Below are 21,948 nucleotides of genomic sequence, written 5' to 3'. Positions count from 1 at the left end.
ATATGTCAGGAGCAATACTGGAAAAGTTCAGTTACGACAACAAAATCGTAAAGTACTTCGGCGCAGCGACCATGATCTGGGGGCTAGCCGGCATGCTGATCGGGCTGTTAGCAGCACTTCAGCTCTTTCTTCCCGAGGCCAATTTGGGAAATCCATACACCACCTATGGGCGGATCAGGCCATTGCATACCAATGCGGTGATTTTTGCCTTTGTGGGCAATGCCATCTTTGCAGGGATTTACTATTCCATGCCGAGGTTGTTGAAAACCCCCATGTGGAACAAAACCATGAGCTGGTTCCATTTCTGGGGTTGGCAGATCATCATTCTTTCTGCTGTTATTACCCTTCCTTTGGGTCTGACCAGTTCCAAAGAATACGCAGAATTGGAATGGCCGATTGATATCGCCATCACCATCGTATGGTTGGCTTTTGGAGCCAACATGATCGGAACACTTCTCAAAAGAAGAGAAAAACACATGTATGTGGCCATCTGGTTTTACCTGGCTTCGTTCATTACCGTTGCGGTGCTCCATGTTTTCAATTCTTTGGCACTTCCAGTTTCCTTTTTCAAAAGCTATTCAGCTTATGCAGGGGTTCAGGATGCTTTGGTTCAATGGTGGTATGGACACAATGCGGTTGCATTTTTCCTAACGACTCCATTTTTGGGATTGATGTATTATTTCCTTCCCAAAGCTGCCAATCGACCTGTCTATTCCTATAAACTGTCTATTGTCCATTTCTGGTCATTGATTTTCCTTTACATCTGGGCAGGACCTCACCATTTGCTGTATACGGCATTGCCCGAATGGGCACAGATCATTGGCGTCGCTTTCTCGGTGATGTTGATCGCTCCTTCATGGGGTGGTATGGTCAACGGTTTGTTGACACTGAGAGGCGCATGGGATAAAGTTCGGGTGGATCCTGTACTGAAATTCATGGTCGTGGCCGTGACTGCCTATGGCATGTCCACCTTCGAGGGGCCATTGCTTTCACTGAAAAACGTAAATGCGATCGCTCACTATACTGACTGGATAGTCGCCCACGTGCACATTGGCGCATTGGGATGGAATGGTTTCTTGACATTCTCTATGCTGTATTGGCTATGGCCAAGAATGTGGAGAACGGACCTTTATTCTACCAAAATGGCCAATACCCACTTTTGGTTGGGAACCTTGGGTATTTTGTTCTATGCCTTACCGCTTTACGTAGCGGCATTGACGCAAAGTTTGATGTGGAAAGAATTCAGTGAAGCGGGAAGATTGGCTTATCCAAACTTCTTGGAGACTGTGATTCAGATCATTCCGATGTACATGCTGCGTGCTTTTGGTGGCTTCCTTTACTTAAGTGGAGCGATTTTAATGTGTTATAACCTTATCAAAACAGCCAAACAAGGTTCCTTCCTGAAAGAAGAGGCCGATGAAGCGCCAGCCTTGGCCAAGCATGTTGAGGTGAAAGGTGAGTTTTGGCACAGGTCATGGGAGAGAAAACCAGTTTTCTTTTCTGTAATGGCCACTGTTGCAATTCTGATCGGTGGGCTTGTGGAAATCGTCCCAACCATTTTGGTGAAATCAAATGTACCGACCATTTCAAGTGTGATGCCTTATAGCGCACTGGAATTACAAGGCAGGGATTTATACATTTCCCATGGTTGTGTGGGTTGTCACTCCCAAATGATCAGGCCATTTAGATCCGAAACGGAGCGATATGGAGAATATTCCAAAGCGGGTGAATTTGTCTACGACAGGCCATTCCTGTGGGGATCCAAACGAACGGGGCCCGATTTGCACAGGCAAGGCGGTAAATACCCGGACAGCTGGCACTATCACCACATGATAGATCCCCAAAGCATGTCTCCAGGTTCTGTGATGCCTCCATATTCTTGGATGAACACCACCATGATGGATCATGGCGATGTTCCAGCCAAAATCAGGACGATGCAAAGACTGGGTGTGCCTTATCCTGAAGGATATGACCAACTGGCACTTGGGGATCTAAAGATCCAAGCGGATATGATCGTGGCCAACCTGAAGGAATCAGGGATTGAAGTCCTGCCGGACACCGAGATTGTCGCCATGATCGCTTATCTACAGCGTCTTGGAACCGATATCAAAAAAACTACTGCTACCAACCCTTAATCACCGAAAATCATGAAAGGAGAAATATTAAGCTCGATAGAAAACATCGAAATCTATCCAATTATCTCACTGACCATCTTTTTTCTGTTTTTTATAGGGATGTTTTGGTGGGTGGTAAGGGTGGATAAAAATTATGTCGATCACATGAAAGAAATGCCTTTGAAAGATGGACCTCAAAATGAGAACAGCTATGAAAAAGTTTAAGTCGTTGCTATTGCTGCTGGGAGGTTTGTTTTTGACCTTTCCAGGATTTGCCCAGAATGCAGATGGAAATTGGATGGAAGCACTCGGTAGTATGAAGAGCAGTCAATTGACATTGTTGATCATTTTGGTGGTTGTTTTGGGTGTGATCTTACTGCTGCTTATTTTGATGGTTTATCTGATGTCTTTTTTGTCATCAGTCTTGAAAAAGCAAAACCCAAAATTTGCCTTGTCAGAAGAGCAGGCACCTTCTTGGTTGGAAAGTTTCAAGGTGAAGTATGTGACTGGAAAACGCAAATCCATTGAGGAAGAAAAAGACATTATGCTCGATCACAGCTATGACGGTATCGTAGAGCTGGATAATTTCATGCCGCCCTGGTTGAAGTACGTCTTTTATTTCAGCATTGCCTTCGCCTTTATCTATGTTGGGAACTATCTCGTATTGGGCATCGGGAAAACCCAGTATGAGGAATACGATGAGGAGTTGAGGCTTGCCAGTATCCAAAAAGAGAAGTATCAGGCATTGGCCTTGGGAAGCATTGATGAAACCAACGTGCTTTTTGATAAATCGGGACCTGCTATCAAAAGTGGACAGACGATTTATGAAAACAATTGTGTCGCTTGCCATGCCTCTGATGGAGGTGGTGGAGTAGGACCAAACTTAACGGACGACTATTGGATCCATGGGGGTTCTATTCAAGATGTGTTTAAGGTGATCAAATACGGGGTTCCCGAAAAGGGAATGATCCCTTGGCAGGATCAGCTGAGCCCGGAAGAAATGCAGCAGGTATCAAGTTTTATCTTGACACTTGTAGGCAACACGTCAGCAAACCCCAAAGAACCACAGGGCGAATTGTATGAAGCTGTCATAGAAAAACCCATCGATGCTTTGACAGAAGAGGGTCTTGGGGTCGAAATAGTTGAACAAGATACGGTAGGCAATTAAATCAGACCATTAAAGTATTGTCCGGAAAGTGGGGAAGGCTTATCAAAGCCTCCCCGCATTTTGGATGCTGGTTTTGAATTGCGATTAAAATTTTAGTGAAAGTCAAATATTGACAACCGAGGCGAAGCAATGAAATCCAAATGAGCAAGCAAAATCCGCATATAGATCCTACCAAATTCCGGGATGCATTGGGAACCGTGAAGGAGGATGGAAAAAGGAACTGGGTTTTCCCAAAAAAAGTATCGGGCAAATTCTATCAATGGAGAAGTTACCTTTCTTATCTTTTATTGGGAATCTTGTTTTTGGGTCCTTTTATCAAGGTGAATGGAAAACCCTGGCTGCTCTTCAATATTTTCGAAAGAAAATTCATCATCTTTGGAGCCGTTTTTTGGCCACAGGATACCCATTTGCTCATCTTTCTTCTGCTGATTTTCTTTGTCTTTGTCATTCTGTTTACGGTGGTCTTTGGGCGGGTTTTCTGCGGATGGGCATGTCCACAAACCTTGTTTATGGAAATGGTCTTTCGCAAAATAGAGTATTGGATAGAGGGCGATGCCAACCAACAAAGGCAGCTTGAGGCAATGCCTTGGAACGGGGAGAAGCTCAGAAAGAAAGGTCTAAAAATGACTATTTTCATCCTGATTTCCTTCATGATTTCCCATATCACGATGGCTTATCTCATCGGAATCGACAATGTAAAAGAGATTGTCACCCAGCCACCTGGCGAAAACATGGCTGGATTCATTGGATTGATGGTCTTCACCGGGATATTCTTGTTTGTCTTTTCCTGGTTTAGGGAGCAAGCATGTATCGTCGTCTGCCCTTATGGAAGATTGCAGGGGGTTTTGCTGGATAACAACTCCATCAACGTCACCTATGATTATGTGAGAGGTGAGCCGAGAGGGCCCATTCGAAAAAATAAGGTGGAGGAAACTCCAAAAGGGGATTGTGTAGAATGTAGTCTTTGCGTACAGGTTTGCCCTACCGGGATCGATATCCGGAATGGTATTCAAATGGAATGTGTCAATTGCACTGCCTGTATTGATGCCTGTGATGAAGTCATGTTGAAAGTGGATAGGCCTGTCGGATTGATTCGATACGCTTCAGAAAACAGTATACAGGAAGGACGACAAAAATTATTGACTGGAAGGGTAAAGGGATATTCCGCAGTGCTTTTGGTTTTGGTCATGGCATTTATAGGTCTTCTGGCCACGAGAGATGATCTTGGGGCAACCATCACCAGATTTAGAGGGATGACCTTTCAGGAAAGGGAAGGGGGATTGGTAAGCAATCTTTATGAAGTCACTTTTATCAACAAGACCTTTGATCAGCAATTGGTGGAGATCAAAGCTGAAGATGACCGGTATAGAATAGAAGTGGTAGGGGATCAAAATTGGTTGTTGGAAGGTCAAACCAAATTTGACGGTCGGTTTTTCATCGTCAAGGATCAAAACGACATCCAAACCAATCAGGAAAACATTACCTTATTGCTCCTTCAAAACGGAGAGGTGATCGATAAAATCAAGACGAGTTTTATGGGGCCGGTCAAGAATTAGCGGGATTTGAAAAGCGGAGTTTTGGTCATTACTCGATTGATGAAATCAGTGAGGAGGCCATTTTCCAAAATATCAATACCGATTTGGGTCTAATTTTAATTAGTTTAACCCGAAAGATGCATTAGGCTTGTTAGTGAAGTTGTAACGGCACGGAAATCAGTCTATTTGGAGAATAAAATTATGTATGGTCCAATAGGGTGAGATTAAAAAAAAATATTGCAACCTACTGATTGTCAATTTATTTCAGGCTGGGATAGGATTCATATTGTATAAAACGGGTTTAACAACCTATAAAAGAAAAATAAAAATGGATTGGGGAAAAGGAATAGTACTCGTATTAATATCTTTTGGAATCTTGATGGGAACGCTGGTGACCATCTGTGTCAGACAAGACGACATGCATTTGGTGACCCAAAATTATTATGCAGAAGAAATCAAATACCAAGAGCATATCGACCGTGTGATCAACACCCATTTGTTGGAACATGAGATTTTGATTTTCGATAGCCAAATGAAAACCGTGGACCTCCATTTGCCAGTAGGAGCCAAAGGAACGCTTCATTTCTTCCGGCCTTCAGATGCGCGCTTGGATAAAAAGCTGGAAGTGAACATTACGGATTCCAAATCAAATGCGATCGATGTCAAAGATCTGAAAGCGGGATACTGGAAAGTAAAACTCACTTGGAGCGAGTCAGGAAAAGATTATTACCAAGAGAAAAACATTACGATCTAAACGCCATGCTCTGGACTGCCTTTTTGCTTGGTTTTTTGGGTTCATTCCACTGTTTGGGAATGTGCGGACCAATTGCTTTGGCCATTTCTGCAAAAGACAACAGCAGGTTTCTGGGAAATAAAATACTTTACAATTTCGGAAGAACAGCGACCTATTCCTTGCTAGGTGCATTGATTGGTTTGGTCGGATTTTCCTTGGCATTGGCAGGTATTCAGCAGTGGATATCGATAGTGATGGGTATCATTATTTTAGTAATGGCATTTTTTTACAAACGATCCGAACGAATGATTACCCAATCAGGATTGTTTGGCTTGGTGTATAAAGTGAAAAATTCCCTTGGGCACTTTCTGAAAAAGGGGGGTCGATTCGCCTTTTTTGGTTCTGGTTTGATCAATGGCTTGTTGCCTTGTGGAATGGTATACATCGCTTTGATCGCCTCACTCGCCCTTCAGAGTCCTTTGCAGGGGGCCTTGTATATGTTCTTTTTTGGAATCGGGACCATTCCCATGCTCTTGGTTCTGATGGTCTCCGGGAAAATGTTTTCTGTTTCCTTAAGGCAAAAAATGGTGAAAGGGATGCCTTATCTCGCGATGTTCATCGGGATTCTGTTTATCGTAAGAGGCTTGGGTTTGGGAGGGCACTTTGGAAGCCCAAAACTTCACCTTTTTGATTATGGAGCCGAAAAGGTGGAAATCACCATGTGCAAATAAGGGTTGTCCCAGATTTCTTTTGGGATAAAAAAAGACACATTTTAACTGAGATTTTAACCCGTTTTATGCATTACGGACTCAACTCAATAATGTGATTGACTGACAATCTATTTTTGATTTCACCCTATTGGTGTCAGGAATTATTCTCCCAATACTCTGATTTTCTTTCAGTTTCAATCCCATTTGGAAACCTATTGCATATTTCGGGTTGAGTAGGTGAAACGCATTCCCATTTCCGAAGAATTGAATGCTTTAAGATGCATGCGAAATGACTGGTCAGATTCAATACCAATTATTTCCAGAAGTGGTTTTCAGATCGCTTTGCTAAAAGTGAATTTTTTCTCGTTTCTAGTCTTCATTCTTTTGTCGAATACCATGCATATATTTCTGATAAAGGGAATTCCCTCCTCTAAGATTTCCATTCCGGAAGTGTCAAATTGAATTAGGCCTTCAAATTGAAATTCTTTCAGTTTTTCCCAAATATCTTTCCCAAGCAAGGTGTAGAAACAAAGGTTCCAGGTGGTTTTTTGATTGCAGATCAATTCCAGAATCAGTTTTTTTATTTGGATGTCCTCTTCAGTCTGCCCATGGGATTTGCTCAAGGCTAGATAGCCAAGTCCCATTTGTTCCTTGTAAAGGTCGATTTCTTTGGTGTTTTGTCCGTAGGCGTAATGCACATCGCTGATGGAACTATTGCCCAATCCCAAAAGGATTTTTGAGGGTGAAGTCGTGTATCCCATGAAATTTCTGTGCAAACTTTTTTCAATCTTTGCCACGTATAAAGCATCCCCAGGGAGTGCAAAATGGTCCATCCCGATTTCCAGATAACCCATTTGGTTTAAAAGTTCCTTTCCTTTTTCGTAGAGGTATCTTTTTTCGGATTCTTTGGGAAGGAATTTTTCAAAACTTTTCTGGGAAGGGAAAGCGGAGGGCAAGTGGGCATAGCTGTAGAACGCTATTCGGTCAGGTCTCAAGTTGCCCACCTCTCGAAAGGTTTCCTCCATGGTTTCCAAAGTTTGGTGCGGCAGGCCGTAGATCAGGTCAAAATTGACCGATTCATAGCCGATTTCCCTTGCCATATCACAGGCTTGCTTTACTTTCTCCAATGGTTGAATCCTATGAATGGCTTTTTGTACGGCAAGATCAAAATCCTGAACCCCGTAGCTGACCCTTCGGAATCCTAGATCGAAAAGAGTTTGCAGGTGTTCCCGGGTGGTATTGTTGGGGTGACCCTCAAAACTGAATTCGGCTTCGGGCAATACTTCAGTGCTTTCGTTGATGAATACGAGCATTTCACGAAGGGATTCCGGAGAAAAAAAAGTGGGCGTACCACCACCCAAGTGAATTCCAGCCAGTTTGGGTTTTTCGGGTAAGATGTCCAAATAGGTTTGCCATTCCTTCATTACGGCAGTGATGTACGGCATTTCCACCGCGTGGTTTTTGGTGATGCGCTTGTTGCAGCCGCAATAGGTGCATAGGCTTTCACAATAAGGAAGGTGGATGTACAGCGTGATTCCTTCTTGGTCGCCAAATTCATGATACGCTTTTTTGACCAAACTGATCCATTGATTGCTTTCCAGATTGATTTCCCAAAAAGGTACCGTAGGGTAACTGGTATACCGGGGTGCGGGAACATTGTATTTCTGTAAGAGTTCAGCGGAAATAGGTCTCATCGTATTGCGTTTATGAAACAAAATTCCTCAATCAAGCCCTTAAATAACATGACATCTGTTTTTTGGAAAACTGATAAAAGTCAGTACTTTCCACTTATCCTTTATATGAGGGATTAATCCAAATGAAAAATGGTTTTTTAGTGATTAATTGATATTTTGTAGATCAATTAACCCAAAACCTATGAAAGCCGATAACCATAATCCCTCCAGAAGAAATTTTATTGCAAAAACAGGATCACTCGCCATGGGCTCCATTTTTTTGAATGGAATAGCAGAAGCATTGACGATTTGGGACAAACCTGACCAAAAGATGAAACTTGCACTTGTAGGGACCGGTGTCAGAGGGGTCAACATGTTTGGAAAAGATGTGACGAGTGTCTATCCGGATAAGATAACCTTCGTGGGCTTGTGTGACAAGAATATTGGTCGTTTGAATTTTGCCAAAGAATATATCGGGGTGAATTGCCCGGTTTTTACCGATTTTGACAAAATGCTGAAGGAAACCAAGCCTGATGTGGTGATCGTGACAACCATGGACAGTACCCACCATGAATTCATCATCAAAGCACTCGAATTTGGAGCCAATGTGATCACCGAAAAACCAATGACCACGGATGAGTTTAAATGCCAAGCCATCCTCGACGCAGAAAGAAAATCAGGTAAAAGTGTCATCGTCACCTTCAATTACCGCTATTCTCCCCATAGACAAAAAATGTTCGAAATGTTAAGAAACGGGGAGATTGGGGAATTGACTTCGGTTGATTTCCATTGGTATCTGAATACCTCCCATGGAGCGGATTATTTCCGGAGATGGCATGGGTTCAAGGATAAGGGTGGGACACTTTTGGTCCACAAGTCCACCCATCATTTTGACCTGCTCAACTGGTGGATAGATTCCGATCCGGAAGAAGTTTTTGCTTACGGCAAACTGGAGTTTTACGGAAAAAACGGACCTTTTCGATCCACGAACTGCCGACCATGTACGCACAAAAACAATTGTGATTTTTATTGGGACATCACCAAAAGCAAGCACATGGTGGACTTGTATGTCAACAATGAACACCACGATGGCTACCTCCGTGATGGCTGTGTCTTCAGGGAGGAAATCGATATTTATGACAAAATGGCTGTGCAGATCCGTTATATGAATGGGGTTCAGGTCAGTTATTCACTTACGACTTATTCTCCCTATGAGGGTTACAGGATTGCTTTCAACGGGACCAAAGGCCGGATGGAGGCTTGGATCAAGGAAAGTCAGCCATGGGAAGAGGCAAATCAGGATGAAATCAGATTGACCAAAAACTTTGCGGAAACCCAAATCATCATCATTCCCCAAGGCGGGGGAGGTCATGGTGGAGGAGATACCCGTCTCAAGGACAAACTCTTCAAAGATCCCACTCTTGCGGACCCATACAGGCAATCCGCAGGCACTAGGGATGGCGCCATGTCGATTCTCGTCGGGATTGCAGCCAGAAACAGCATTGAAACAGGGAAACCGATCAAGATCCAAGAGCTGACTGATATTGAGCTGAAGGAAAGCGGGAGAGGAGCTTGAGAGCGAAAATCAGGTAAGAACATCCTTTCTTTTTAAATCATCTGGATGGTTTTATTTCGGTAATGATAAAAATTCCAAAATCCTTTGAAACCAGATGATTGATAAACCAAAAAAACCACCTGCGAAAGGTGGTTTTTTTGGTTTATCTCGATGGTATTCTATGTACATGAAGAGCGTTAAATCCCTATTATTTATCCAGAAATGACTTTTTACGCACTTGAATATACTGTGAATTTCTGTTTTTTGATATTCCTGGATCAAATCCTCCCATCAAAATCATCCCTGTCCTTTTCGGGAAGCAGTGGAAATTTAATCACAGCATTGTCCCTTGTGGACCGATAGATGGCGGTAAACAATTCGACGGTTTTACGAGCTTGTTCTCCAGTCACCAACGGATCTCTTCCCTTGGAAAGCGCTTCGAGAAAATCTTCAATCTGTCTTTCTATATAATAAACGGTAGGATCGATGGTGTGGAAAAAATCGGTGTCCGCCTTTATCCAATCTTTGAGCATGGCTTCCTCTCCGGGAATGGTCCAAAGGTCATTGACCGGAGGTTCGGCGATGCCAGAAACGCCGGCGATAAACATCGCGCCGCCTTCAGGTTGCACGCCCACGGAAGCGCCGTTGCTGCCATGGATTTGGACTTTTCCGTAGATCCCTGGTTTTTGGGAATTGCTGACAATGATATTCCCAAGGCCTCCATTTTTGAATTTGACGATGGCCAATGCCGTGTCCTCCACTTCGATAAAGGGATGGTTGAGATTGGCCCAAGTGCCATAAACCTCTTGCACATCTCCCATCATCCAAAGCAACAGATCCAATTGATGGGGGGCTTGATTGACCAATACGCCTCCCCCTTCATGTTTCCATGAACCTCTCCAGGGATCGGATTGGTAGTATTTTTCATCTCGCCAGCCCAGCATGTTGATGGTTCCCAATATAGGCTTGCCGATCTTTCCGGCATCAATGGCTTTTTTTACTCTTTGCACGGGAGCATAAAACCTCCTTTGGCTGATCACCGCCAATTTCTTCTGATGGGCTTCCGCAGCATGGATCATGGCATCACAATCTGCCAATGAAGCGGCCAGAGGTTTTTCTACGAGTACGTGGGCACCTGCTTTGAGTGCTTCCAATGTTGGGTCACGGTGATTTGGGTGGGGAGTACAAATGACCACCATGTCCAGTTTTTCATTTTTCACCATTTCGGTGATATTGTCATAGGCTTTTACACCATAGGACGCAGCAAATGAATTGGCCTTGTCGAGGGTTCTGCTAAACACGGCCCTGAAATCCGAATGTGGCAAATGTTGAAGTGCTTTGGCATGCAAATGAGCCACTTTTCCGCAGCCAATGATTCCTGTTTTGTACATGGGATTTTAAGGTTGGAGGACTACTTTATTCAAACCGGGTTCTTTGTCATACAGCCTTTTGAACCATGATGCGCCTTCACTTAGCGGTACTTTGGCACTCAACAATGAATCCACATCAATCAATCCTTTTTCCATCATTTCCAAGACCTTGGCATATTCTCCCGCAATCGCACAACTTCCTTGCAGTCGAATTTCCCTCGTGACCACGGCTTGCAAGGGGAAATCCACTTGCTGGGCAAGATTTCCGACCAAGGTGACCACTCCTCCCTTTCGCACATTTTCGATGGCCAATTTTACGGTGGCACTGATTCCGACAGCTTCGAAAACCACGTCTGTACCCCGATTATGGGTCAGTGCCAAGATGGATTCTTGAATGTCCTCTGTTTTAGAGTTGAATGTATGATCTGCCCCGAATTTCTTCGCCAGTTCCAGTTTTTTGTCATCCAAATCCACCGCAATGATTTTGCCGGCATTGGAAAGCTTCAGCACCTGAATCAGGAAAAGTCCGATCATGCCGGCTCCAACTACCAATACAGTGTCCCGCAAACTTATGGGAGTCAAATCAATTGCATGTGTCGCTACTGCAACGGGTTCGACCATGGCTGCCTGTTCAAAAGAAACCGAATCCGGCAAACGGTAGAGAATATGTTCCGGTACGACTACATATTCGGCAAATGCGCCATCCTGCCGGTATTCTTTGGGTGATACGCCCAATACTTTTCTATTGTCACTCAAGTTGTATTTTCCACGCAAGGTGTACCAATCATTGAGGGCATAAATGGTAGAGTCAAAAGTTACCCGATCCCCTTTTGCAAAAGATTGGACCTCATTTCCAACTTCCACAATCAGCCCTGATGCTTCATGGCCCATGATCAAGGGTGGGTTTCTGCGGCCTGTGCTGCCATCCATTCCATGCACATCGCTTCCACAGATTCCGCAGGCTTTTACCTGTACCAACACCTCATTGTTTTTGAAATCTGGTTTGGGTACATCTTTATAGACTAGGTTGTTGTAGGATTCCAAGACGAGTGCTTTCATGGTTGTTTGTTTTTGGGTTACAAACAAAAATACATTGATTTTCGTGAAATGGAAATCAAATTGTGTAGGAAGGCTAAAACGGATATTTGGGGGAAAATCACTGGTTTTGGTTTATTGAACCATTGGTTGATGTTCCAAAAAAAATATTCATGAATTGATACTTTACTACCGCTATTGAAAGCTGCGAAAGCCAGTTGATGCACCATACACCAAGAGTAGGAGGTTTCAGTTTCACATTTAAAACCCCTCCAATTCCGTTTTTATTTCTTGTTTTGATGAGTGGGTGATAGGATCAAAGCTTTTGTTTCTTTTGAAATAATCTCCGCCATCTTACCGTGCTCATCTTCGGGCAGCTGCAGTCTGCGACGATATATTTGGTGCCTCTTTTTGCGCCCACTCGAAGGGTTCTAAATGAGGTCCCCAGATTATAATACTCCTCCATTCCATCTTTTGTGTTTATGGGAATTTCGCTATCGGAAGTGTTGATATGAATTTTGTACACCACCTCACCGGAACTGGTTTCTACAAGCGCATAATTCAACAAAGAAGAATTGAGCATTGGTGTTCTGGGAATCGGATAAATGGATGAATTGGGATCTACCTGGTCATAGCCTTCCGATTCTCTCATTTCAGAGACATTGGCTTTGAGAATGTATTTGATGTCCAGATTAAGATTTAGGGCTTTCATGTCCTCAAGCTTATCAATGTTCTTTATTCCGTACTTGAAATATTCGTAATCAAGTTCGTATTTATCAAAAACATTGTTGATTCCCATGTTTTTAAATTCTTTTTGAATAATCTCCTTGACATAATCGTTTTGCGAATTGCTCAGCAAGGCACTTTCAGTATCCAGAATAATACCGTCAGCGGTTTCCAGACAGATTTTACAATATTGGCTTTTGGTGATCCTGGTGGTATGGCATGAACTAAGAAAAATCAACAAAATAAGAGTTGAAGGAATGAGTCTTTTCATATGGATCAAAAATATAAAAAAATAGAAGCCACGCAAAGGCATGTATAGAATCAGCCGCTATTTGTTTAGGTGAATTTCCAGGCCCAATTCAAGCCATAAAGGCGACCATTCAGTTTGATCTGAACTGTCAAAATAAGAATAGGGTCCTATGACCCTATTTCAAATAATAAAACGGCAATGAGATCAAACCTCCTTCACCCTATCCACAGCATATTCGTCTACCAATGCCACCGCCCCGTGGATGGCTGTTTCGTCCAGTTCGGAAATCAGGATTTTTAAGTTTTGACTAAGGGAGGGGTACTTAAATGTTGCAAGATTGGCATATAAGCTTTCCTTGAAATAGGGGAATGCTTTCCGGATGGATCCACCCAATACGATGGCTTCAGGAGCAAGGGTATAGAGAATGTTTTTGATCAATTCCCCAAGATGGTTGCCATATTCGGCAAAGGCTTTTAGGGCTTCTGGATCACCCGCATAGGCAAGTTTTGAAAGGGATTTGGGCTTTTTTTGATAGTGGTTGAGAAAGAATTTTCCGCTACAATAGTATTCAAAATCTTGGTCAAGATAAGGAACGGAACACCATTCCCCCGCGGCACAGTTGAATCCGCAATAGAGGTGGCGGTTGACGATGATGCCGCAACCCAAACCTGTACCCAAGGTAATGCCGACAATATGTTTGTGTATTTTTGCTTCGCCAAATTTATATTCCCCCAAGGCAAAACAATTGGCATCATTGTTTATAAAAACCGGTTTTCCAAACCTTGCCTGAAGAAATTCCCGGAGATGTACCTTTCGGAAAGAGGGAATGTTTCCCAGATTGAGCACAATTCCATTTTCGGTATCGATCAATCCAGGAATTCCAATGCCGATGGCTTGGATCTCATGATGCAGGTAAGATGCGATCATTTCGGCAATGGCCTCTAAAATAAACTCCTGGCTTTCTTGTGATGGGGTCGGAATGTTCCGGATATCCTGAAGGACATTGCCGATCATCACACCTGCCTTGATGTTGGTTCCCCCGATATCCATTCCCAAAATTGCCTTTTCCGGATTACTCATGTTTGTATTGCTTGGTTAGAGGTTTGTGGAGGTTAAATTGATAAAGAGGAAGGATTAGTTCCCTTCTTCTTTATCAAAGTTGAATTATTTTTTAATATTAAATCATTCCCTCGATTGATTTTTCCAAATCCCTTGCATGGGCCAGAAATTCTTCCACATTCATGTCCTTGAAGAAAATCAAACCATGACTGGAACGAACGGTTGCTGTTTCGTGGAGATAGAAGTGGTTTTTCCCAAGTAACAATTGAATGTCATCCAACTGACTCACCCAAATCCTCTTGGCCACGGTGCTGAATTTCCCGTTGTGGGAATAGCTCGGAAAGGAGGCGTTCACCTGACTGAGATAGCAATTGGAGAAGGAATCTTCCATGACAGACATATCTCCCAAGGAAACCGGAACGATGACATTGGCCTCATGAGGCTCAAATTTAAACCAAACATTTCGGTAACCAATGATGCGGAGCTTGCTCAAATCTTTTTCTTCAGCCCATTGGCGGACGGCTTCCGCAGTGGCTTGGAGTACCTTGTAATGCGTATCTGGACCGGAACCTTCCGGATCAAGGGTCAAGCTGAGTTTTGTGGGGTTGATTTTTCTCAGCATTTCCAAAATTGGCTCTACATCCCTTTTTTTCTCAGGTTGCTCTGTAAAGATATCGCCGGTATAAAAGCCAAGACGAAGGTGGTGGACATTTTTCACCTGCACACCGAAATGCGCCCAGACCAACTCCTCCTCAAATTCACGGATCATGCCCTTCAGTTTTTGGATTTTGGAAGGGTTCTTTTCACCATCGTAGGAATTTTTCAATATACTGATGATGTCATTGATGGTGTCCCGGAGTTCTTGTCTATTTCTAACTTGATGGATGATCACGATCGCCCGCACTACTCTATGACAAAGACCACGCATTCTTTGGTCAGGATCCTCCGAGGCGACATTGGTCAGATAGTGGTACACGTCCTTGTCTGTTTTCAGCTTGTATCCCACAGAAAAGAAATCTTCGTATCTCACCATTTGTATTTGCCCCTCATCCAGGAGTCTCTTGGTGTGCAAAAGTGTGTCAATCACAAAAATATTCGTGACTGCAGTAAATCCCGAAGTCAGCACAGAAAAGTGGGCCTCATTGCTGTTTTCCTGTAATTGGTTCGTGACGTGGGGCAATATTCCCAAAGAAATATCGTCATGGTGTGGGCCCGTATGGAGCAGCACCTCATTTTTTTCTTTGGTTGTCCCCCTCTTTATTTTTTTCAAAACACTTTCCATGACCTGGTTCACGGTATTTTCTGACAAATCCGGAATCAGAGAGGTGTATTTATCATTTTTGAGGTCATCTATTTTTAAACGATGGCCATATTTTTTCAGTTTTTTGCAGAGGTCCATAATGGAACGCTCTGTTTTTTCCCATGTCCAATCCCCATTGGCATAGTAGCTGTCCATGGAATCTGTCAACTTCACAGCAGCTCCTTTTGTCAGATAAAACCGACCGTTTTTTAGTTTTTGAAGGACCGTTGCAGGATAGACATTGTTCATCGGGGTTTCAAGTGAATCTTTTACAATTGGGGCTTTGGCTTCACCTGCTGCGATGATGATGCCGACAGCATCGGGGTTGTAGGTGATCGTTTCCAATCCGATCGTAATGACCAATCGGTTGGCCGATACCTCGATTCCGCCCAAATCCCCAGCGGCGACGGCCTGGGTTTCGAAGTTGGTTTCGGTCAGTCGGGTGACGGAAAATAAATGTGACCCTCTTGTATTGAAGGCGATATGGCCATCAGGACCAATTCCCCCAAGGAAGAAGCCAATGCCTCCTTTGTCTCTGATCTTTTGTTCATACTCCCCGCACCACTGATCGATTTTGTAGATAGATTGCTGTTGGAGTTTTTCCAAAGGGTTTTTTGGGTCCCTAAATCTAAGGGTAAGATCCACTTTCAAATCCGGGAATATTTCTTTGAAATGCTTTCCCTCGGCAAGTATGATTTCATCTGAATTGATCAGAATCGCATTTTCCTTGCTTAAGCCAAAACCCTCCAGATAGAATTTGTTTACATAGTGGAAAAAACTGTTGTTTTGCTGCGAGGAAATGGGGTAAAACTCATCGATCTGAACAAATGTCAGGTCTTTCAGGACCGGTTTCTTTGTTTCCGACATACCGTATTTTGCCCGGATTTCCTTTCCTTTTTTAGAGTCCCAGTTTCCCAAAAGGTATTGAGTCCATTTGATAAAAAATTCAGGGGTTTTTCCCGTCGGAAGACTGATTACCCCTTTTGGGTTTTCGGAAACCCACTCAAGAAACCTACAAGCAGTGATCAATCCCAGTTTTGGGAAATTGTCCACCATAAGGTAGGGAATCAAAGTGCTGATTTTCTGAACTCCTGACTCTTTTAGAAAAGCTTTTTCGACTTCTGAAAGTGGGTATTGTTGAAGCATAATGGTCTTGCGTATAGTGTTAGGTTTTTTTTCTTTTTTGCTGAACTGAACGTTCTCAGTTTTCTAAGAATTTCAAAACCGAATAATCATTTGACAACCCTGATTGGGGAACAACCAAAACTGGAGGCTTCCATCAGTAAGGAAGGGGTCAATTCGATTTTTATTTCCAATACAAAATAAAAAAACTTTTACTATAAATCATATACTTTTATAAAAAAATTAAAAAAGATATTTCGATTCGTTAAAATATGTTCTTTGTAAATTCTATCTTAATTTTTAGTTGAAAGTCTTTGATCACCTTGAAAATCTCCACCAAGGTCACCATTTGTACTTTGGTCAATTGATGCAGACTGATGTGATTCTCAGGCGTTTTGTGGTCTTTGATGATCTGTAAGGATTGGATTTCCAACCTCAAGGCCATCAGGTAGTAATAGGCATGGATAAGTTCTTGGGCCTCCTTACTCGAAAAGACCCCTTTTTCTTGAAGATGTTTGATTCTTTTCCCGGTATTGGTTTCAAAAACCCTGTTTTTGAGGGAGAAAATCCGAACCAAATCCACGATGGGTGTCATGGTCTTTTTGAGGTCAAAAAACTTTTCCCCATCTATTTTGAATGTTCGGATGTTCTTGAAAAAAGTCAGCGGTGGTTCATATTGGAGGGCATTTGTTCCCATATTGATGTAAAACCGTTCGGTTGGGTTTTGGAGCTGGAGATCCATAAATGATTTCAATTCTTCCAAAAGGGAAAAATCCCCATATATTCCCCTGCAATCAAAAAATGTGGAATATTTGAGGACCGTTTCTTGGGTGGATTCACGGATCCAGCTCTCATAGTTTCTTTTCCAGTGGGAAAGGGAATGGGTCCATTTTGGGTTTTTGGCCATAAATCCGCCCAGACAGAAGCTAAACCCGATGGTGTCCAGAGCCGAGGATATCCTATCGGCAAAATCAAGAAAGTATTCACGGGTTTCCTCCCGGTGTTCGTTGGCTTTGTCTTCGTAAATGATGGCATTGTCTTGGTCCGTTTTTAGTGTCTGTTCGGATCTTCCTTCGCTGCCCAAGACAAAAAATATAAATTTGGCAGGAGGGGAACCGATTTCCGAAATCGTGTTTTCAATCACCCGCAATGTGATCGTATCTGCAATGGTGGTGATGATCTGATTGATGATTTCGGCTTTTAAACCACGGGTGACCAACTGGTGTACGATTTCGGGGACTTGAAGCCATTTTTCCTTCAATTCGTCAATGTCCAACGCTTGTTTTACCGATTGGATGAAAATAAACGGACTTTGGGATTGTTCGGTCAGGATTTTGGTCCGGCTGATCCAACCGACATACTCCGAGCCGTCTTTGACCAATAGATACCGCGTTTTGGTTTGGAACATCATCAACAATGCTTCGTACAGATAAGCGTCTTTGCGAATGTAGATGATATTTCTATCCATGATTTCCCCAATGGCGATATCGTGATTTCGCTTTTTTGCCAATACCTGATCCCGAAGAGTGATGTCGGTCACAAAACCTTTTATTTGCTGGTTGGAGTCGCCTACGAAAAGACATGAAATTTTCTCCTGGGACATCCATTGTGCTGCCTGATAAATTGGGGTGTTTTCAGGACAGGTACGGAGATTTCTGAAATGGAGATCACCTACCTTTTTTGAATAGAAATGATCGGTGCTGATTTCACTGGTTTGTATCATGGTCGCTCGGCTTCTGATGGTGAAAATAATTAAATTTATTAACTTGGGCTATGATTATAATCGTGACGGGAGTATCTGGCAGTGGAAAAACGACCATAGGTTCGCTTTTGGCCAAAAGATTAAATTTGCCTTTTTATGATGCGGATGATTTTCATCCCGCCGTGAATGTTGAAAAGATGCAACAAGGTATTCCGTTGACCGATCATGATCGGGAACCATGGTTGAATCACCTTGCTGAAAAAATCGAAGAATGGAATTCCAAACAAGGAGCGATCTTGGCCTGTTCTGCCTTGAAAGAAGAATATAGAGAAATTCTTCAGGTAGTCCCTCATATCCATTGGATACATTTAAAAGGAGAAAAACAACTTTTGGCAGCACGCCTTAGCAACCGGAAAAACCATTATATGAACCCTGATTTGCTCACTTCACAAATGGAAACATGGGAAGATCCTTCCTATGGACTTCATTTGGATGTGAAGGAAGATCCAGAGAAGTTGGTGGAGCAAGCCTTGAAATACCTGACATCCAATCCATTTTTGTCTAAAATGGGTGTGATCGGTATGGGGGTGATGGGGAAAAGCCTGGCACTCAACCTGGCCGAAAAAGGTGTTCCCGTATCCGTTTTCAACAGACATGTTCCCCAAAAAGAAGAAAAAATAGCATCAGCATTTGCGTCGGTACATTCCGAATTCCATTTGCTGGAAGGATTTGACGAGATGGAAGGGTTTCTGGGGAGCTTAGAAAAGCCCAGAAATATACTGCTGATGATTCCAGCGGGTGCTGCCATTGACCAACAGATTGAACAGCTCATTCCGCTTCTGGAAGAAGGGGATTTGATCATCGATGGAGGAAATTCTTTTTACGAGGATTCCTCAAGACGAAGCCAATACCTCAGGGGGAAAGGATTCCATTTCTTACCGATGGGCGTTTCAGGAGGGGAGGAAGGCGCGAGAAAAGGTCCTTCCATGATGCCCGGCGGTGATCGGGAAGGCTATTTAAGAATAGCTCCATTTTTGGAAAAGATTGCGGCCAAAGACAAGCATGGGAAGCCTTGTGTCACCTATGTTGGTCCAGATGGTTCAGGACACTTTGTCAAGATGGTGCACAACAGTATTGAATATGCAGAAATGCAGGCTTTGGCGGAAACCGTCCACTTAATGAGATATGGATTGAAAATCAATCCCATTGAGATTTCCCAGGTATTGAAAGGGTGGGCTGAAGAAGGGTTGAAAAGTTATTTGTTGGAAATCACGGCAAATATTCTTTTGTTCAAGGAGAATTCAGAGTTCCTGCTTGACCGGATTTTGGATGTGGCGGGTCAGAAGGGAACGGGTGCATGGTCGCTGACCACTGCCTTGAAATACAATGTCCCCTATAGTCCTTTGTCCGAAGCAGTGGCTGCCCGAAATTTATCTGGGTTCAAAAAGGAAAGGGAGGAGCTCGGGGCGGTATTTGGACATAAATTTTTGGCTTTCAGAGAAGACAAGAATCTCCTGTTGGAGTCTTTAAAAAATGCTTATGCCCTGACACGCATCATCAATCATGAGGTTGGATTTTCATTGATGTCAAAGGTTTCTGAAGATGAAAACTGGGGTCTGAACCTCAGTGAAATTGCTAGGATTTGGACGAATGGTTGCATCATCAGGTCAGGTTTGATGGAAGATTTGGTCGATGTTTTTGAGACAGACCAAGCCATCTTCAGAAACAACAAAATGGTGTTGAAAATCAGAGGTCTGAAAAAAGATCTTACCAGCATGATTGGCTTGGGTTTACAGCACGATTTTGCATTGCCGGTCATGTCTGCGGCTGCAAATTATCTCTTTGGGAGAATCACGGCGAATTCTTCGGCCAACCTTCTCCAAGCGCAGCGAGATTATTTTGGGGCCCATACCTACCAAATCAAAGGGGATCCTTCGGGGGCTTATTTCCACACCGATTGGCTGTTGGCACAGAAAAAAACCAGATGAAATCACAGGTAGACCTTTTAATCCTTTAAAACCTAAAAAACCCGAAATGAAAACCTTGAAAAAAAGAACGCTATCCTTTATTTTGCTTCTTTTGGCGGCTTTTTCCACTGACCTCTTTGCTCAGCAATATGCTGTGACCAATGTCCATATCATCAGCATGGAATCCGATCGAGTCTTGAGTGATCATTTCATCCATGTAAAATCCGGAAAAATCCAAGGCATATTTCCAATTGCAAAGGGAATTCCCCTTGATGAGGATTTGAAAGTTATTGACGGGAATGGGGCTTATGTTTTTCCGGGACTTGCGGAGATGCATTCTCATATTCCTATTACCGAAACGGATGATTTTTCTTATGTCCAAGATGTCATGTGGCTTTATCTGGCCAATGGGATCTTGAATGTCAGGGGCATGATAGGCCATCCATCCCATCTGGTCTTAAAAAGGAAGATTGCATCAGGTGAAATAAAAGGACCAAGAATATTTGCAGCAGGCCCTTCCCTTAACGGGACTTCGGTACAAAGCCCTGAAAAAGCCGCCCAAATGGTGAAAGATCAAAAACTTGCTGGGTACAACCATCTAAAGCTTCATCCTGGATTGGATTTGCCAAAATTTCTTGCCATTTCTAAAACAGCAAAGGAAGTAGGGATCATGCTTGGGGGACACATTTCCCTCGATGTGGGGTTGCAAAACTCGCTGAACAATGGATACCGTTCAGTGGAGCACATGGATGGCTATATCGAGGCTATGGTTGCAGATAAGTCTCGGCTGGACCCACAGATCGCCGGCCCTTTCAGTATGCTTTTGGTAGGGGAGGCCGATAAATCAAAAATCCCAGAACTGGTGCAATTGACCTTGGAAAAGAAAGCATGGATTGCCCCAACCCTGACGCTTTTCGAAAGATTTTTCGGGTATGTTCCGGCCGATGAATTCAGGTTGGCTCCCGAAATGAAATACATGCCTGGCCTTCAAGTACAGCAATGGGTAAATCAAAAAAAGATGTTGGAAAACCAAGGGGTGCTAAGTGAAGAGAAGGTGGTGCCTTATCTGGAGTTTAGAAAAGAAATGTTGCTGGCATTGCATGAAGGTGGAGTTCCCTTGGTCATGAGCTCCGATTCACCTCAGGTTTTCAATGTGCCGGGATTCTCCATCCACCACGAAATAGCCTCGATGCATGATGCGGGTGTCAGTCCATTCGAAATCCTGAAATCTGGCTCCATCAATGTAGCTGCATATTTTGAAAAGATTGGAGAATTTGGTTCTATAAGGAAAGGAGCAGCAGCGGACTTTGTTCTGGTCAATGGCAACCCGCTGGAGGATTTGAATGCCCTGAAAAATCTTCATGGCATTATGGTCCGTGGAGAGTGGATCCCACGTGAGGAACTGGATACTGAACTTAACCGGATTGAGGAAAAAAACAGGAGGAAATAAAAACGCTATCATTGTTTGAAGACTAAGCGCCGTTCTGCAATGATTGATCATCGTCGGGTTGTTAATTGGGGAAGGAAGTTGAAAAAGTCAAAAACCTTTATAAAAGGCGGCATTTAATTTGAAAAATAAGGGCGGATTTTTAAAGGTATTTGGTTCAATCCAAAAGAAAACAAGCCTATCGAATGAAGGGCTTGTTTTCTTTTGGATATTTTTAAATACTAATTGTATTTTTTGACATTTACCGCATTTGGTCCTTTTTTTCCTTCTTTTAACTCAAACGTAACGTTATCGTTCTGTCCAACTTTGTCTATCAAGCCCGTGGCATGGACAAAAACCTCACTTTGTGATTGATCGTCAACGATAAAACCAAATCCTTTGGCATCATTGTAAAATTTAACTTTTCCAGTAAGCATAATGATTGAATTTAAATGAATATGTGGTTATATGAATAATAAATGTAAATATTTAATAACTTAAAT

The 21,948-nt window shown here is 43.0% G+C and carries 17 protein-coding genes; 9 read left to right on the top strand and 8 right to left on the bottom strand.

Going from position 1 to position 21,948, the window contains the following annotated elements; genetic code table 11:
* Positions 1 to 2: 2 nt before the first annotated feature.
* The 6 genes from ccoN to Q7J63_RS16030 all read left to right on the top strand — a co-directional run bounded on the left by ccoN (position 3) and on the right by Q7J63_RS16030 (position 6,281).
* Positions 3 to 2,135: a cytochrome-c oxidase, cbb3-type subunit I gene (gene ccoN / locus Q7J63_RS16055; protein ID WP_304887592.1), complete on the top strand. Its 2,133-nt coding sequence runs from the start codon at positions 3 to 5 to the stop codon at positions 2,133 to 2,135.
* 12 nt (positions 2,136 to 2,147) lie between these two features.
* The gene (locus Q7J63_RS16050; protein ID WP_019598022.1) at positions 2,148 to 2,339 is read left to right on the top strand and encodes a hypothetical protein; all 192 of its coding nucleotides are present in this window, start codon (positions 2,148 to 2,150) and stop codon (positions 2,337 to 2,339) included.
* Positions 2,326 to 3,282 (top strand): cbb3-type cytochrome c oxidase N-terminal domain-containing protein, encoded by a 957-nt coding sequence (locus Q7J63_RS16045; protein ID WP_304887589.1) that lies wholly within the window; start codon positions 2,326 to 2,328, stop codon positions 3,280 to 3,282. Before Q7J63_RS16050 ends, Q7J63_RS16045 begins: the two co-directional genes overlap by 14 nt.
* A 140-nt stretch (positions 3,283 to 3,422) precedes the next feature.
* Positions 3,423 to 4,838 carry a cytochrome c oxidase accessory protein CcoG gene (gene ccoG / locus Q7J63_RS16040; RefSeq protein WP_304887587.1) on the top strand — a complete coding sequence of 472 codons (1,416 nt, stop codon included), beginning with the start codon at positions 3,423 to 3,425 and terminating at the stop codon, positions 4,836 to 4,838.
* Positions 4,839 to 5,145: 307 nt separating this feature from the next.
* Positions 5,146 to 5,571 carry a FixH family protein gene (locus Q7J63_RS16035; RefSeq protein ID WP_019598019.1) on the top strand — a complete coding sequence of 142 codons (426 nt, stop codon included), beginning with the start codon at positions 5,146 to 5,148 and terminating at the stop codon, positions 5,569 to 5,571.
* 5 nt (positions 5,572 to 5,576) lie between these two features.
* A complete protein-coding gene (locus Q7J63_RS16030) occupies positions 5,577 to 6,281 on the top strand; it encodes a sulfite exporter TauE/SafE family protein (protein ID WP_304887585.1) in 705 nt (234 codons plus the stop codon).
* A gap of 311 nt (positions 6,282 to 6,592) precedes the next feature.
* On the opposite strand, the gene hemN is transcribed toward Q7J63_RS16030, so the two are convergent.
* The gene (gene hemN, locus Q7J63_RS16025; RefSeq protein WP_304887583.1) at positions 6,593 to 7,954 is read right to left on the bottom strand and encodes an oxygen-independent coproporphyrinogen III oxidase; all 1,362 of its coding nucleotides are present in this window, start codon (positions 7,952 to 7,954) and stop codon (positions 6,593 to 6,595) included.
* A 181-nt stretch (positions 7,955 to 8,135) separates the two neighbouring features.
* On the opposite strand from hemN, the gene Q7J63_RS16020 reads away from it, so the two are divergent.
* Positions 8,136 to 9,509 carry a Gfo/Idh/MocA family protein gene (locus Q7J63_RS16020; RefSeq protein ID WP_304887581.1) on the top strand — a complete coding sequence of 458 codons (1,374 nt, stop codon included), beginning with the start codon at positions 8,136 to 8,138 and terminating at the stop codon, positions 9,507 to 9,509.
* 257 nt (positions 9,510 to 9,766) lie between these two features.
* On the opposite strand, the gene Q7J63_RS16015 is transcribed toward Q7J63_RS16020, so the two are convergent.
* The 6 genes from Q7J63_RS16015 to Q7J63_RS15990 all read right to left on the bottom strand — a co-directional run bounded on the left by Q7J63_RS16015 (position 9,767) and on the right by Q7J63_RS15990 (position 18,073).
* Positions 9,767 to 10,879 (bottom strand): Gfo/Idh/MocA family protein, encoded by a 1,113-nt coding sequence (locus tag Q7J63_RS16015; protein WP_304887579.1) that lies wholly within the window; start codon positions 10,877 to 10,879, stop codon positions 9,767 to 9,769.
* A gap of 6 nt (positions 10,880 to 10,885) precedes the next feature.
* Positions 10,886 to 11,917: a galactitol-1-phosphate 5-dehydrogenase gene (locus tag Q7J63_RS16010; RefSeq protein WP_304887578.1), complete on the bottom strand. Its 1,032-nt coding sequence runs from the start codon at positions 11,915 to 11,917 to the stop codon at positions 10,886 to 10,888.
* A 292-nt stretch (positions 11,918 to 12,209) separates the two neighbouring features.
* Positions 12,210 to 12,890: a hypothetical protein gene (locus Q7J63_RS16005; protein WP_139189695.1), complete on the bottom strand. Its 681-nt coding sequence runs from the start codon at positions 12,888 to 12,890 to the stop codon at positions 12,210 to 12,212.
* A 183-nt stretch (positions 12,891 to 13,073) separates the two neighbouring features.
* Entirely contained in the window at positions 13,074 to 13,949 is an 876-nt protein-coding gene (locus tag Q7J63_RS16000; RefSeq protein ID WP_304887576.1) for an ROK family protein, read from the bottom strand.
* Between the two features lie 97 nt (positions 13,950 to 14,046).
* Positions 14,047 to 16,374: a glucosamine-6-phosphate isomerase gene (locus tag Q7J63_RS15995; protein ID WP_304887574.1), complete on the bottom strand. Its 2,328-nt coding sequence runs from the start codon at positions 16,372 to 16,374 to the stop codon at positions 14,047 to 14,049.
* A gap of 241 nt (positions 16,375 to 16,615) precedes the next feature.
* Positions 16,616 to 18,073 (bottom strand): DUF294 nucleotidyltransferase-like domain-containing protein, encoded by a 1,458-nt coding sequence (locus tag Q7J63_RS15990; protein ID WP_304887572.1) that lies wholly within the window; start codon positions 18,071 to 18,073, stop codon positions 16,616 to 16,618.
* Positions 18,074 to 18,123: 50 nt separating this feature from the next.
* Here Q7J63_RS15990 and gndA point away from each other — a divergent pair, with 50 nt between their 5' ends.
* Positions 18,124 to 20,040 carry an NADP-dependent phosphogluconate dehydrogenase gene (gndA, locus tag Q7J63_RS15985; RefSeq protein WP_304887570.1) on the top strand — a complete coding sequence of 639 codons (1,917 nt, stop codon included), beginning with the start codon at positions 18,124 to 18,126 and terminating at the stop codon, positions 20,038 to 20,040.
* A 46-nt stretch (positions 20,041 to 20,086) separates the two neighbouring features.
* The gene (locus Q7J63_RS15980; RefSeq protein WP_304887569.1) at positions 20,087 to 21,469 is read left to right on the top strand and encodes an amidohydrolase family protein; all 1,383 of its coding nucleotides are present in this window, start codon (positions 20,087 to 20,089) and stop codon (positions 21,467 to 21,469) included.
* Positions 21,470 to 21,687: 218 nt separating this feature from the next.
* Here the strand turns inward: Q7J63_RS15980 and Q7J63_RS15975 are convergent, their stop codons facing one another.
* The gene (locus Q7J63_RS15975) at positions 21,688 to 21,882 is read right to left on the bottom strand and encodes a cold-shock protein (RefSeq protein ID WP_019598004.1); all 195 of its coding nucleotides are present in this window, start codon (positions 21,880 to 21,882) and stop codon (positions 21,688 to 21,690) included.
* Between the last annotated feature and the right edge of the window lie 66 nt (positions 21,883 to 21,948).

Origin of the sequence: Rhodonellum sp. (genome assembly GCF_030656585.1) — a bacterium.
Taxonomy (GTDB): domain Bacteria; phylum Bacteroidota; class Bacteroidia; order Cytophagales; family Cyclobacteriaceae; genus Rhodonellum; species Rhodonellum psychrophilum.
Note: the sequence above shows the minus strand (reverse complement) of the source record. Positions and strands in the feature narration are given on the sequence as shown.